At 70.6% G+C, this 14,052-nt stretch carries 8 protein-coding genes; 6 read left to right on the top strand and 2 right to left on the bottom strand.

The genetic code is table 11. From position 1 onward, the window contains the following. Positions 1 to 12: 12 nt before the first annotated feature. Entirely contained in the window at positions 13 to 5,724 is a 5,712-nt protein-coding gene (locus MYSTI_RS24785; RefSeq protein WP_015350546.1) for an ATP-binding sensor histidine kinase, read from the top strand. A 16-nt stretch (positions 5,725 to 5,740) separates the two neighbouring features. Here the strand turns inward: MYSTI_RS24785 and MYSTI_RS24780 are convergent, their stop codons facing one another. Continuing rightward, positions 5,741 to 6,046 carry a hypothetical protein gene (locus tag MYSTI_RS24780; RefSeq protein WP_015350545.1) on the bottom strand — a complete coding sequence of 102 codons (306 nt, stop codon included), beginning with the start codon at positions 6,044 to 6,046 and terminating at the stop codon, positions 5,741 to 5,743. A 254-nt stretch (positions 6,047 to 6,300) separates the two neighbouring features. Between MYSTI_RS24780 and MYSTI_RS24775 the strand changes: the two genes are divergently transcribed. The 4 genes from MYSTI_RS24775 to MYSTI_RS24760 all read left to right on the top strand — a co-directional run bounded on the left by MYSTI_RS24775 (position 6,301) and on the right by MYSTI_RS24760 (position 12,604). Beyond that, entirely contained in the window at positions 6,301 to 6,852 is a 552-nt protein-coding gene (locus tag MYSTI_RS24775) for an SLOG cluster 4 domain-containing protein (protein WP_015350544.1), read from the top strand. 137 nt (positions 6,853 to 6,989) lie between these two features. Continuing rightward, entirely contained in the window at positions 6,990 to 7,391 is a 402-nt protein-coding gene (locus MYSTI_RS24770) for a hypothetical protein (RefSeq protein WP_044900609.1), read from the top strand. Between the two features lie 10 nt (positions 7,392 to 7,401). Further along, the gene (locus tag MYSTI_RS24765; protein WP_015350542.1) at positions 7,402 to 11,679 is read left to right on the top strand and encodes an AAA family ATPase; all 4,278 of its coding nucleotides are present in this window, start codon (positions 7,402 to 7,404) and stop codon (positions 11,677 to 11,679) included. A 388-nt stretch (positions 11,680 to 12,067) separates the two neighbouring features. Then, positions 12,068 to 12,604, top strand: a complete 537-nt coding sequence (locus MYSTI_RS24760; RefSeq protein WP_015350541.1) for a YceI family protein — start codon at positions 12,068 to 12,070, stop codon at positions 12,602 to 12,604. Positions 12,605 to 12,614: 10 nt separating this feature from the next. Here the strand turns inward: MYSTI_RS24760 and MYSTI_RS24755 are convergent, their stop codons facing one another. After that, a complete protein-coding gene (locus MYSTI_RS24755) occupies positions 12,615 to 13,616 on the bottom strand; it encodes an endonuclease/exonuclease/phosphatase family protein (RefSeq protein ID WP_015350540.1) in 1,002 nt (333 codons plus the stop codon). A gap of 267 nt (positions 13,617 to 13,883) precedes the next feature. Between MYSTI_RS24755 and MYSTI_RS43915 the strand changes: the two genes are divergently transcribed. Continuing rightward, positions 13,884 to 14,024: a hypothetical protein gene (locus MYSTI_RS43915; protein WP_015350539.1), complete on the top strand. Its 141-nt coding sequence runs from the start codon at positions 13,884 to 13,886 to the stop codon at positions 14,022 to 14,024. Positions 14,025 to 14,052: the final 28 nt, after the last annotated feature.

The raw sequence follows: 14,052 nt of genomic DNA, 5'->3' as shown, positions 1-14,052 counted from the left end.
CCAGGGGTCGTGATGCTGGAGCTGCCCGGCTATCAGGACGTGCGGAGAATCTATCGCGGTCACCGCTATGAGGTGTTCCGCGCCTGGGCGCCCGGGGGGGAGGCTCGGGTGCTCAAGGTCGTCCGGGAGGGGCCGCTCGCGGAGAGCAGTTCTGGCCTGCTGCGGCATGAGCACCTGATGTTGAGTGAGCTGCGCGACATCTCCGGCGTGGCGCGGGTGGTGGGTCTGGATGTGATCGCGGGCCTCCCGGCACTGATTCTCGACGACGCCGGGCCCCACGACTTGCGTGAGTGGCTGCGCCGCGGCGCGCTGGACGTGGACATCTTCCTGGAGCTGGCCATCGACCTGGCGATGTCGCTGGGCGCGCTGCACCGCCAGCATGTCATCCACCGGGATCTCAACCCCGCCAACCTGGTGGTGGCCCCGGGGGGCCGCCGCCTGGTGATGATCGACTTCGACCTGGCCACGCGGGTGCAGGGCCTGGTGCGCTGGGCGGGCATCCCGGGGGGCTTCGAGGGAACCCTGCGCTACATCGCCCCCGAGCAGACCGGGAGGATGAGCCGGAGGGTGGACCACCGCGCGGACCTGTATGCGCTGGGCGCCACGTTCTACGAGATGCTCACGGGGGAGCCGCCCTTCGTGTCGGCCGATGCCGCGGAGCTGGTGCACGCGCTCCTCGCGCAGCCGCCCGTGCCGCCCGTCGACAAGAACCCCAACCTCCCCGTCCTCCTCTCGGACGTGGTGCTGCGGCTGCTCGCGAAGGTGCCCGAGGAGCGCTACCAGAGCGCGGAGGCGCTGGCGGAGGACCTGCGGGAGATCCAGCGCCGCTGGCGAGGGCCTGGAACACCCATGGCCTTCGAGCTGGGCCGGTATGACCTGGCGCGCGAGCTGGGGCTGCCCGACCGGCTCTATGGCCGCGAGCGCGAGCGGGCCCTGGTCGACGCGGCGCTGACGCGGGCACGGGCGGGCGCGCGGGAGTGGGTGATGCTGGCGGGGGCCTCCGGGAGCGGCAAGACGTCGCTGGCCCTCTCGCTGCGCGAGCAGGTGGGGCCGGGCCGGTTCCTCAGCGGCAAGTCGCCCGAGCTCAAGGGGCAGACGCCGTATGCCTCGCTGGTGGAGGCGGTGCGCGGGCTGGTGGTGAGCGTGCTGGAGCAGCCGCCGGACGCAGTGGACGCGTGGCGGCAGCGGCTCCAGGCCGCGCTGGGCACGCAAGGGCGGGTGCTCACGGAGCTGGTGCCCGAGCTGGAGCGCCTCATCGGTGAGCAGCCGCCCATCGTCCCGCTGGGCCCTCGCGAGGCCGGCAGCCGCTTCCTGCTGGTGCTCCAGTCCTTCTTCCGGGACCTGGCCACCGCGGACGAGCCGCTGGTGGTGTTCCTGGATGACTTGCAGTGGGCGGACGCGGCCACGCTGGAGCTGCTCACCCGGCTGTCGACGGACGCGGAGCTGCACCACCTCCTGCTGCTGGGCGCCTATCGCCCGGGGGAGTGGGGCCCCTCGCATCCGCTGGCCCGCCTGCTGGCGTCGCTCTCCGATGCCGGTGACGGTCCGCGCAAGGTGGAGCTGTCCCCGCTGGACCTGCCCGCGCTGACGGCGCTCTGCTCGGACACGCTGCGGTGTGACGCGGAGCGGGCGCGTCCGCTGGCCAGCCTCGTGCTGGAGAAGACCGCGGGCAATCCCTTCTCCGTGGGCCACTTCCTGCGGCACCTGCACCGCACGGGGTTGCTCACGTACGACCTGGAGGAGGGCTCGTGGTCCTGGGACCTGGCGCGCATCGAACAAGCGGAGGTCACCGACAACGTCGTCGAGCTGATGCTGGACTCCATCCGCCAGCTCCCCGGGCGCACGCAGCGGCTGCTGACCGTGGCCGCGTGCATGCGAGGGCAGGTCGACCTCTGGCTCCTGGCCCGCGTCGTGGGCGCGCCCGTGGAGGACACGGCGGGGGCGCTGTGGAGCGCGGTGCGCGCGGGCCTGCTCGTGCCGGAGGGGCGAGGGCCTCGCTTCCAGCCGCCGCACCCGGAGCCGACGCCGGAGGGCCTCACGGTGCGCCAGGCCACGTACCGCTTCGCGCATGACCGGGTGAGGCACGCCGCCTACTCGCTCTTGTCGGAAGAGGAGCGCCAGTCCCTGCACCGCGCCCTGGGACGCCACCTCTGGGAGAGCGCCACGGGGGCGGAGGCCGAGCAGCGCGTGTGCGAGGTGGCCGACCACTTCCACCTGGGCGGCGACGTGGTGTCGTCCGCGCGCGAGCGCCAGTGGCTCTCCGAGCTCAACCAGCGCGCGGGGCGCAAGGTGCGGGATGCGTCCGCGTTCGAGGCCGCGCTGGCCTACCTCATGCGCGCGCGCTCGCTGTTGCCCGAGGACGCCTGGAGCACGCAGCCGCGGCTGATGATGCGCCTGCACCAGGACGCGGCCGAGTGCGCGCAGCTCACCGGAGACCGCCTGCTCTCCGAGCGCCTCATCGACACGGCGATGGCGCACGCGGTGTCGCCGCTCGACCGGGCGGACCTGTACGTGCTGCGGATGAACGCGAGCATCCTCGCCCGGGACCACACGGCCGCGCTCCAGCACGCCCGCGAGGGGTTGCGGCTCTTCGGTGTCGAGCTGCCGGTGGGGGATGCGACGAAGGCGTGGCAGGCGGAGCTTCCCCAGGTGGAGGCGCGGTGGAAGGCGTGCTCGGAGGAGGAGCTGCTGTCCCTGCCGCTCATGAGCCAGGAGTCGGACGTGGGCTGCATGCGCCTCTTGATGAACGCGGGCATCGCGGCGTGGTTCTCCGACCCGCCGATGTTCTCGTTCATCTACACGCGGATGCTGAGCCTGACGATGAAGTCCGGCAACAGCGTGTACTCCGCCTTCGCCTACGTGTGCTTCGGCCTCATCTCCGGCGAGGCCCGGCGCGACTACGCCGCGGGCCACCCCTTCGGCCACCTGGGCATGGAGCTGAGCCGCCGCATCGCCGACCCGCGGGAGGAGTGCCGCGTCCTGGCCGCGTTCCTCTTCTACATGCGGCACTGGCGCGAGCCGCTCCGCTCGGCGATTCCGCTGCTGCGCAGAGGCATCGCCGCGGGCCTGGAGAGCGGCGAGCCCCAGTACGTGGCGTATCTGCTGGCCAGCACCAGCTTCACGCGCCTGCGATTGGGCACGGAGCTGGACCGCGTCCACGCGGAGGTCGAGGCGGCGCTGGCCTTCGACCGCAAGAGCGGCCAGCGCGCCATGGCGGACCTCCAGCTCGCCGTGCGTCAGGCCGTCCGGTGTCTGCAAGGCCGCACCCGCGAGCGGCAGAGCTACGACGACGCCACCTTCGACACCTGCGCCTTCCTGGAGCAGGCGAAGAGCGACCCGACCATCCTGGGGCAGTACTTCATCCTGCGCCTCCAGACGTCCTATCTCCTGGGGGACCTGGCCGGAGCGCGGGAGATGCTGCGCGCGGCCGAGCCCCACCTGCGCTTCATGCCGTCGCTCTTCAACGTGACGGAGCACGCCTTCTTCGGCGCGCTGGTGCAGTCGGCGGGAGGGGACAGCGGCACGGAGGTGGAGCGGCGCGCACGCCGGGCCCAGGTCGAGGAGGCGTGGCTGCGCTTCCGACACTGGACGGCGAACTGTCCGGAGAACTTCCGCCATCGGCACCTGATGCTGTCCGCGGAGCGCGCGCGCTTGGATGGCCACTTCACGGAGGCCGCGGAGCTGCTGGACGAGGCCATCGACCGCGCGCGCGAGGAGGGCTTCGCGCAGGACGAGGCGCTCGCCAACACGCTCGCGGGCCGCCTCTACAGCACGCTGGGCCGCAAGCGCGTCGCCATGCTGTACCTGCGCGCGGCGAGGGAGGGCTATGCCCGCTGGGGCGCCAAGTCGGTGGTCTCCGCGCTCCAGGAGGAGTTCCCGGACCTCCAGGTCGTCGAGCCCGGCCTCTGGGACCAGGCCGTCACGCCGACGGGAGATGACTTCCGGGGCGCGTCGCTCGACCTCTTGAGCATCCTCAAGGCCGCGCAGTCCCTGTCCGGAGAGGTGGCGCTGGAGCAATTGCTGGAGAAGCTGATGGCGGTGTGCCTGGAGGTCGCGGGCGCGCAGCGGGGCGCGCTGGCGCTGGAGGAGCAAGGCACGTTGCTGCTGGAGGCCGTGGGCGTGGTGGGGGAGCCGATGGCCCGGCTGCACGTGCCGCTCGCGGGCTCCGAGCAGGTGCCGGAGTCGCTGCTCGGCCACGCGTACCGCACGGGAGACGCGGTGGTGCTGGGGGACGCCGTGCACCAGGGCCGCTTCGTGTCGGATGCCTACGTGGCGAAGCACCGGGTGAAGTCGGCGCTGGTGGTGCCCATCCGCCGGCACGCGCGCACCATGGGCGTGCTCTACCTGGAGAACAACCTGGCCACGCACGCCTTCACCCCGGACCGGGTGCGCGTGCTCCAGTTGTTGTCCTCGCAGATGGCCATCTCGCTGGAGAACAGCCTCCTCTTCGAGGAGCGCAAGCGCGCCGAGGAGGCCGTGCGGTTCCTCGCCGAGTCGAGCGTCGTGCTCGCGGAGTCCTTCGACTTCGAGGCCACGCTCACGCGCCTGGCGCGGCTGTCCGTGTCCTTCCTGGCCACGGTCTGCTCCATCGACGTGGTGGAGACCTCGGGGGGCATCCGCCGCCTCTCCACCGCGCACGCCGACCCCTCCTTCGAGCGAGTCGCCCGGGAGCTCCAGGAGTCATACACCCCCCACTGGGACTCCTCGCAGCCCGCCACCCAGGTGCTCCGCACCCGACAGCCCTTGCTGATTCCCGTGCTCACCGACGAAATCCTGGAGCGGCTGTGTCGCGATGCGCACCACGTCGGGCTCATCCGCGCGATGAAGGCACGCACGTTGATGGCGGTGCCGCTGATTGCGCGAGGCCGGATGCTGGGCGTCATCACGCTGGTCTCCTCGGTGCCGGGCCGGCGCTATGGCCCCGCGGACCTGGAGCTGGCGCAGGACCTGGCGCGCCGCGCGGCCATCGCCCTGGACAACGCGCGGCTGTACCACGAGTCCCAGGAGGCCATCCGGCTGCGCGATGAGTTCCTCTCCATCGCCGCGCACGAGCTCTACACGCCCATCACCGCGCTCCAGCTCTCCGTGCAGGGACTGGCCCGGAGCGAGGCGCCCACGCGGGACGCCGTGCAGCGCACGTCTCGGACGACGCAGGCGCAGACGCGAAGGCTGGCGCACCTCGTCGACGAGCTGCTGGATGTGTCGCGCATCCAGACGGGGCGGCTCCACCTGAACCTGGAGCCGGTGGACCTGGGGGCCGTGGTGCGGGACGTGATGGAGGGCCTGAGCGACGCCATCCGCCGCGCCCAGTCCGAGCTGATTCTCAGGCTGGCCCCGGACTGCACCGGCCGGTGGGACCGCGTGCGGCTGGAGCAGGTGGTGACGAACCTCATGTCCAACGCGCTCAAGTTCGGCGCGGGCCATCCCATCGAGGTGCGGCTCTCCCAACGGGAGGGGCGGGTGTCGATGGACGTCATCGACCAGGGCATCGGCATCCCCGCCGAGCGACTGCCCCACATCTTCGGCCGCTTCGAGCGCGCCGTCTCCTCCCGCGAATACGGAGGGCTGGGCCTGGGCCTCTACATCGTCCGGGAGATCGTCGCCGCGCTCGGAGGCCAGGTCCGCGCGGAGAGCGTGCTGGGCGAAGGCTCGCGCTTCACGGTGGAGCTCCCCAGCGAAGGCCCCGCGGACGCGGCCCGCCACGCCAGCGCCAAGGCGCCCTGAGCCGGACGCGAAGCGCTCAGTCGTGGGTGCCGATGTGCTGGTCGCCGTGCCGCTCGCAGACCCAGTGGAACGCGCACGAGCACGCCACCGCGCGGGCACTGGAGCAGCACCTGCCACCGAAGTGCTCTGGCAGCGGAGTCTCATCCTCGGAGGGCGGGTCCGGCAGGAGCAGCGGCGTGCCCCGTCCCGACTCCGCGGGCTTCGCGCCGCAGCACCCTCGCGCCATGCAGCGAGGACACAGGGACAGCTCACAGTTGGCGCACCAGTCGAAGATTTCACCGGAGCTTCCGCGCCGCTCACATCCACCACAGGTGTCGAACAAGGCCGACCTCCAGGCTTGACGTGAAGCAGGGTAGGGCGGGGGTCTGACAGGGAGTGCCGCGGGAGGTGGGCTCGGGGGTGTCCGCGCGCCGTCCCGCAAGTGTCCATTGCGCCTCTGTCCGAGGGTGGATCCTTCCGCCGGTGAACGGCAAACGCGACGCCTGTGGGGCACTGAACGGTTGCTCCGGGTGCGTCGGACGCACATGGAAGAAGCTTGCGGGTAGGGCCAGTCACACGCGGAAGGAATGGGCCTTCATGAGCAGGGAACGGCACATCATCGGAGTCTTCGGTTCAGGCCAGGAGGAGCACCTGGAGCGCGTCATTCCGTTGGCGCGGTGGATTGCCGAGGCGGGCTTCGACCTTCTCACCGGCGCCGGCAGCGGCGTCATGCGGGCCGCGGCGGATGCCTTCGTGCGCGTCGTGGGCCGCCGCGGCATCTCCATCGGCATCGTCCCCGGCACCGTGCGGGACGGCGACTACGTGCCCCGAGCCGGTTACCCCAACCCCGGCGTGGAGCTGGCCATCTACACCCACCTGCCCCTCAGCGGCGAGCAAGGCACGGAGCCGCTCAGCCGCAACCACATCAACGTGCTCACCCCCCACGCCCTCGTCTCGCTCCCCGGCGGCGCGGGCACCGCCTCCGAGGCCGCCCTGTGCTCCCGTTACGGCAAGCCCATCATCCTCTTTGGTCCCCCCGACGCCTTCCGCCGCTTCCCGGCCGACATCGAACGCACCGACTCGCTCGAGCGGGTCACCGAGTTCATTCGCGCCGCCATCCACGAACCTGCTCGCCTCCACGCCCATTGAACACAGTAAGCAAGAAAAACTTGGATTGGTGGGTCGTGCTCGAAGACGGGGAGAAAGCGACTAGGATGGGGTGCTTGGGGGGCATGTTCCGCTCCGCGTTGAAGACCCGGGTTCCGCGTCGTCTCTCGTGCGTCGACATGATTAGCGCCGACTATCCACTGGCAAGCTGGTTCCTGGCCGTCTCGACGACGTTCTTCCTGCTGGTCTTCGCGCTGCCGCTCCTGCTGATGCCGCTGCGCTGGGCGCGGTGGTTCGGCTGGGCGCCGGTGGAGGGGAACACGGACCTGACGGTGTACTTCGGACGGTGCCTGGGTGGGGTCGCGCTGGCCATCATCCTCACGACGGTCCGGTACATTCCGGACCCACGGGGCCAGCCGGCCCTCTTCGAGCTCATCGGCTGGGTCTGCGTGGCCATGGTGGGGGTCCACGTGTGGGGGGCGCTGCGAAAAGCCCAGCCTCCGCTGGAGACCGCCGAGACGTTCCTCTACGCCGGGGTAGGCGTGGTGGCGCTGTGGATTCGTTTCCGGATGTTGGGGTGAGGGCGCCTGCATGTTGGCGGACATCGACCTGGTCCTATCCTCGCTGCGCCCCTACATCCCCGGCGCGCTGATTCGCAGGCTGGCGCACACGGAGGCGCATGCGCTGCCGCCGGTGGAGCCGGTGCGTGGCGCCATCCTGGTGCTGGACATCGCGGGCTTCACGCCCATCGTCGTGGGGCTGAGCGGCGAGGGGCCGCGCGGCATCGACGCGCTCCAGCACCTCCTGCGCAGCTACTACACGGAGATGATCGACGTCGTGAAGTCGCACGGCGGGGACATCTACCAGTTCGCGGGTGACTCCATCCTGGCGTGCTTCGAGCCCGTCGTGGACGAAGGCGAGGTGGAGGCGGTGACGCGCGCGGCGCGGTGCGCGCTGGACATGCAGCGCAGGCTCTCGCGCTTCTCTCGGCTGGAGCTGCTGGGGCAGCGCTTCGGCGTGTCGTCGCGCATCGGCGTGGGCGTGGGCGAGTCGCACCGCATCGTCCTGGGAACCACGGGCATGTGGATGCACCCCGCGCTCATCGGCCGGCCGCTGGAGCAGGCCGTGGCCGCGGAGAAGCGGGCGCGCGTCGGTGAGGTGCTCCTGAGTCCGGAGGCGTGGGCGCTGCTGCCGGACCTGGCCCGCGTGGGCGAGGAGCGCGACGGCGCCTTTCGCCTGGAGCCCTCCGTGCCGCTGGAGGCGCGCACGCTCCCGGCCGTCTCGCCTCCGGGGGGCGAGGAGCTGGTGGGGCGGTGCGCGCTGCTCTTGCATCCGGTGCTCTTCACGCGCATCACCAGCGCGCACCAGGAGCTGGGCGGCGACTTCCGCGACCTCACCTGCTTCTTCCTGCGCTTCAAGACGGACCACGCGCCGTCGGAGGTGGAGGGCTTCACCCGCCAGCTCAACGCCTTCTACGAGTACGTCCAGCGGGAGAGCGCGCACCACGGCGGCGTGCTCCTGATGACGGACTTCACGGACAAGGGCAACGTCCTCTACGTCCTCTTCGGCGCCCCGACGGCGCTCCAGAACAAGGAGGTGCTGGCCAGCAAGCTCGCGTGCAAGATCCTGCGCGAGCGCGAGAACTTCCCGTACGTGCGCGAGCTCCAGATCGGCATCGCCACGGGGCACGCGTACTTCGGCGACATGGGCTCGCCCTTGCGCAAGGGCTACTCCGCGCTGGGCGAGGTGGTGAACCTGGCCGCGCGGCTGATGACGTACTCGAGCGCGGTGGGCATCCACATCGACGCGCACACGGAGCGCAAGCTCCAGCAGGGCGGCTTCACCACGGAGTTCGTGGAGGACGCGACGCTCAAGGGTGTCTCGCGCGCGGTGCCCGTGTACCGGCTCAAGGGCGAGGTGCGCCGCAGCCTCACCGTCAAGGGGCGGGGCAGCCTCATCGGCCGCGTCCGCGAGCTGGGCCTGCTCCAGCTCGCGCTGAAGGAATCCCGCGAGCTCACGACGGGCCGGCTGTGTGTCGTGTCGGGCGAGCCGGGCATCGGCAAGTCGCGCCTGGGCGCCAAGGTGGTGGAGGACGCCGAGTCGTGCGGCGCCCGGTGCCTCTACGGCATCTGCTACTCGTACGAGATGTTCACGCCCTTCTTCCCCTGGAAGGAGGTGCTCGTGCAGCTGTTCGGCCTGCACGAGGGCGATGACGTGGACACGCAAGGGGTGCGGCTGCGGCAGGGGCTGGAAGGGTTGGAAGGCGTGGGCCCGGAGTGGGTCCCGGTGATGGCCAACCTCCTGGGCATGGCCATGCCGGAGGACGTGTCCACGGCGGCGATGGACGCGCGCCACAAGAACCAGAAGGTCTTCCACATCATCTTCCAGCTCCTGGAGAAGCACTCGCAGAAGACGCAGCTGCTCCTCTTCTTCGAGGACCTCCACTGGGCCGACAACATCTCCATCGACCTCATCGAGTACGTGGCGACGCGGTTCACGTCGCTGAAGCTGACGCTGCTCGTGACGATGCGGCCGGGGGACTCGCTGCGCAACGTGGAGAGCCTGCCGTCGCTGCGCAGGTTGGAGCTGTCCAGCCTGGAGGACGAGGACGCCCGGGCGCTCCTGCGTGTCCACCTGCGCATGGACCCGCCGGACATCATGCTGGAGGACCTGCTGCTGTCGAAGGTGCAGGGCAATCCGTTCTTCGCGGAGTCCATCGTCCAGGGCCTGGTGGAAGGGGGCTACCTGGGACCGGTGTCACCCGGGGCCCAGCGGCGCGAGCTCAAGCGGGGGCTGCAGACGCTGGTGCTGCCGGACTCCATCCAGGACGTGGTGCTCGCGCGCATCGACCTCCTGGGCGAGACGGAGAAGCTGGTGGTGAAGGTGTCGTCCGTCATCGGCCGCATCTTCTCGCTCGACGCGGTGGCGGCGCTGGCGCCCGGCTCGCTGTCGCGCCAGCGGCTGCGCAAGGCCATCGACACGCTGACGAACCTGGGCCTCATCCTGACGGAGGTGGAGGAGCCGCTCACCTGCATCTTCAAGCACATCGTCATCCGCGACGCGGCCTACAACACGCTGATGGTGTCGGCGCGGGAGGACCTGCACCGGCGGCTGGCGCGCTTCCTGGAGGCTCGGGCCGGGGAGAACCCGGTGGCCTCCGCGGGTATCCTCGCGTTCCACTTCCTCGCGGGCAACGATGAGGTGAAGGGCCTGGAGTACACGCTGCTGGCGGCACGCAGCGCTCGGGACCAGTACGCCAACGACGACGCCGTCCACCACTTCAACAAGGCGATCGAAATCCTGGCGACCACGGTGTCGCTGGACCCGGACGAGGTGCTGGTCAAGACGCGCCGGGTGATGCAGGAGCTGGCGGAGACGCTGCTGCAAGCGGGCAACTACGCGGGCGCCATCCACATGTTCGAGCAGTGCCTGGCGGACGAGGACCAGCAGTCGCGCCGCGCGGAGCTGCACCTGGGGCTGGGACGCGCGCACCAGGAGAAGGGCGAGTCCAAGCGCGCCATCCAGGAGCTGGAGCGCGCCATGGTGCTGATGGGGCTGCGCCTGCCCAGCGGCCTGTTCTCCGTGGTGTCCCGCACGCTGCTCGCCTTCGTCCTCCACCTGCTCTACGGCGTGTTCCCCTGGCTCGCGAGGCCGCTGGGGCCCTTGCAGCCGCTGTACGAGCGGCGGCTGTCCACCATCATCGCGCTCATCAAGATCTACTACTTCAAGGACATCTCGAAGCTCACCTGGGCCACGTTCGTGGCGGTGTGCCTGGCGGAGCGCACGCGCTGGGAGCGCGGCATGAGCCTGGCGAGCAGCTCCTATGGGGCGCTGCTGTTCGGCTCGGGGTTCCTGGGCTTCTCGAAGCAGTGGTGCCTGCGGGCGCTGGACTATGCGCGCCGGGCGAAGGACTCGGCGGCGGAGGGGATTGCGCTCAGCCGGCTGGCGACGCTGGCCGTCTTCACCAACGACTTGTCGGGCGGCACGTACTACGCGGAGCAGGCCATGGCGCTGCTGCGCCACGTGCGAGACATGTGGGAGGTGCAGACGGCGCTGATGATGCTGGGCGCCAGCCACTTCTTCTCGTCGCGCTTCGAGAGCGCCGAGAAGATCTTCGTGGAGATGGGGAAGACGGGCGCGGACCTCCACGCGCTGATGCACCAGGGCTGGGCGCACTCGTGGGTGCCCATGTGTCGCTACCTGCGCGGCGAGGGCGAAGTCGGCGAGCTGTGCGCCGAGCTGGAGCAGGGGCTGCGCATCAGCATCGAGGTGCAGGACCTGGCCAACCAGTGCGCAAGCCTCAACCACCTGGTCAACGTGACGGTGCTCGAGCACCAGGTGGAGGAAGCCGGACTGATGGCGGTGCGCGCGGTCGAGGCCCTGTGGCGCTATCCCGTCCTGGTGCCCTTCCTCCAGATTGGCCTGGTGGGCGCGGCGGAGGGCGCGCTGTTCGCGCTGGAGCAGGGGGCCATGGCGGTGCCGAAGGAGACGCTGTGGCGCATCGTCCAGCGCTGCCTGTTCAAGGCGCGCCTGCTCGCGCGGCGCTATCCCTACCTGAAGGGGCCCGCGCTGCGTGTGACGGCGCGAGCGCTGGCCTTGCGCAAGGGCGTGCACGCCGCGGAGCCCTTGTTCCTGCGCGCCATCGCCTGCCTGGAGGACACGCCCAACCGCTGGGAGACGGGCGTCGCGTACCACGACGCCGCGGTGGCGCTGCCGCACCGGCGCGAGGAGTTCCTCGCCCGCGCGCGGGACATCTTCGAGTCCATTGGCGCGCGCGCGGAGCTGCGACGGCTGGACCGGTTGGAGGCGGAGCAGCGACGGGTCCCGGCCACCGCGGACTCGCCTCGCGCGGTGGCGCATCTCAGGTGAGGCGAGCCGGGGTGCCCGAGTGCACGGGCCATGCTGGGTGCGGTCGCTCTTACCGCGGTGTGGCCGCGGCAGTGGGCGCGCGGCGTGCTTCTGCGTGAGAAGCAACGCTGCATGGCGCCTCCGGTCGCCCGGAGGGGAGCTACCTTAGGACCGTAAGTGAGCGTGTCGGACCCGTACGGCCAGACACCCCGGCATCACTGAGTGTTTCGACGAGACCGCCGCATCCGACGCCACGCCCCACCTGTCCTGACATGGCGCTGGCGCTCTCGGTCAGCGTGCATTCACTTCGTGTCCTGCACGTGAAGCGTCACGAGAATTCGCCATGCCTGGTGCGCGCATCCTTCCTAGGATGAGGGTCCCCCTCGACTCTTCCTCTGCGAGCTCCCCCATGCCCGTGACTGCTTGGACCATCGACCCCGCGCACTCCACCGTCCTGTTCATCGCCCGCCACATGGTGGTGGCGCGGGTGCATGGCCGCTTCGAGCGCATCGCCGGTGTCCTGCGCGTGGACTCGGAGCACCCCACCCAGGGAGAGGTCGAGGTGAGCGCCGACACGGCCAGCATCTACACGGGAGCACCGGAGCGGGATGCGCACCTGCGCTCGCCGGACTTCCTCGACGCGGAGGCGGCGCCCAAGCTCACCTTCCGGAGCACCGGCACGGAGGCCACGGGAGGCGCGGGCTTCCGCTTGAGCGGTGAGCTGACCATCCGCAACGTGACGAAGCCCGTGGTCTTCGAGGCGCGTCACACGGCCACGTCGAAGGACCCGTGGGGCAACACGCGGCTCATCTTCACCGCGCGCGCCACCCTCAACCGCTCCGACTACGGCATCCGCTGGAACAAGACGCTCGACAACGGAGGCTGGCTCGTCGGCGAGAAGGTGGACATCGAGCTGGACATCCAGGCCGTGCCCGCCGCGAGCTGAGCCCGTCGACTCACGGCGCGGGCAGGAAGTCGGCGACGACGGCGGCGTGGTCCGAGCCGCCGAAGCCTCCTCCGCCTTCCCGTGCCGCGCGGAACGAGCCGGGCACGTACGTCCCGGCCGCGCCGTTCGCGATGTACAGGTGGTCGATGGCCTGCCGCTGTCCGGAGTAGACGTAGGTCCAGGTCTCCGAGTCCGGCCGGTCCTTCGCCACGCGCGAGAGGCTCCCGTTGAGCTCCAGGGCGAGCAGCGGAGGTGAGCCCGGGACGTCGTTGAGGTCACCCCCGAGCACCACCAGCGCTCGCGGTGAGCGCGCGGCGGCCTGGGTCATGATGTCGCGCGTCGCGTCCGCCTCGGCGTAGCGGCGGCCGGCGTCGTCATCCACCTTCGAGCGGTAGTGCGCCGCGAAGACGATGACCTGCTTGCCCTTCACGTCCAGGTGGACCTCCAGCAGCTCGCGCGAGAAGCGCGTCGTGGAGCCGTTGGGGCGGACGAGGGTGCGGTCGCGGTGTCCCAACACCTGCGTGATGGGGTACGCGGAGAGCACCGCGACGTCCACGGAGGCCGTGGACCCGGTCTCTCCCAGCACACCGTGGGGGAACTCGGGGAGCCGGGACTTGAGTGCGTCGAGCCCCGCCTGGGTCTCCACCTCCGCGAGCAGCATCACGTCCGCGTCGAGCATCTCGATGCCTCGGGCGAGCTGGTCGGCCTGGGCGGCGAACGCGCTCGGGGAGGGAAGGGCTTCGTACTCGGAGCCTCCGCACCTGCCGGAGTCGCAGACGGTGTCGAAGAGTCGGTGGACGTTGAGCGCGGCGATGCGCACGCTGCCCTCGGGCCGGATGGCCACCTCGCCCTCACAGGGGCGGGTGGGGCACGGGGTCTCCGGGCTGGGGGGCTCGGGAGGGGGCCGCCCGTCGCAGGCAGACACGCCGGACACCAGGCCCAGCAGGAGCCACGCGCGGAGGCGTGACGTCACGGACAGGCGGACGGAGCCGCGCACGAAGGAGAGAGGCATTCGGGAGTGGACAGTAGCACCGTGCGCGGGGACACGTTCCCACCCTGGATTGCACTCACGGGATGAGCTGCTAGGTTGCCGGCGCGTCGAGTCCCCGCGCACGTCCGCTCAGTGCTGGTGCCCCGCAGGGGCTCCGAGGGACGGGGCGGCCGGATGCCATCGCGATGGGATGATGCGGCACTGTCCCTGGCGCGAGGTGCGCGTTACGCATGTCCTCAGGGGCGCTGGGCGTGCGAAGGGTGAGGTTGTCGTCGAAGGAGGCGTGACATGGTCTGGGAGATTCTCATTGGAGCGGTGGTGATGACGCTCGTCACGATTCTCGCGACGGGGCCCGGGATGTGGAGCTCGACGTGGGGGTGGAAGGACCGCGAGAAGAAGGGGAAGGACGCCTCGAAGAAGGACGGGTAGCGGGAGGGACGTCGAGCGTCCCTCCGCT

The organism is Myxococcus stipitatus DSM 14675 (assembly GCF_000331735.1).
GTDB classification, from domain to species: Bacteria; Myxococcota; Myxococcia; order Myxococcales; family Myxococcaceae; genus Myxococcus; species Myxococcus stipitatus.
The sequence above is the reverse complement of the archived record's forward strand: the minus strand, read 5'-3'. Positions and strand labels throughout refer to the sequence as shown.

Coding starts and splice junctions, on each gene's coding strand:
- MYSTI_RS24785 (WP_015350546.1), top strand. CDS start 13: ATGCTGGAGCTGCCCGGCTATCAGGACGTGCGGAGAATCTATCGCGGT.
- MYSTI_RS24775 (WP_015350544.1), top strand. CDS start 6,301: ATGAGCAGGGAACGGCACATCATCGGAGTCTTCGGTTCAGGCCAGGAG.
- MYSTI_RS24770 (WP_044900609.1), top strand. CDS start 6,990: ATGATTAGCGCCGACTATCCACTGGCAAGCTGGTTCCTGGCCGTCTCG.
- MYSTI_RS24765 (WP_015350542.1), top strand. CDS start 7,402: ATGTTGGCGGACATCGACCTGGTCCTATCCTCGCTGCGCCCCTACATC.
- MYSTI_RS24760 (WP_015350541.1), top strand. CDS start 12,068: ATGCCCGTGACTGCTTGGACCATCGACCCCGCGCACTCCACCGTCCTG.
- MYSTI_RS24755 (WP_015350540.1), bottom strand. CDS start 13,616: ATGCCTCTCTCCTTCGTGCGCGGCTCCGTCCGCCTGTCCGTGACGTCA.
- MYSTI_RS43915 (WP_015350539.1), top strand. CDS start 13,884: ATGGTCTGGGAGATTCTCATTGGAGCGGTGGTGATGACGCTCGTCACG.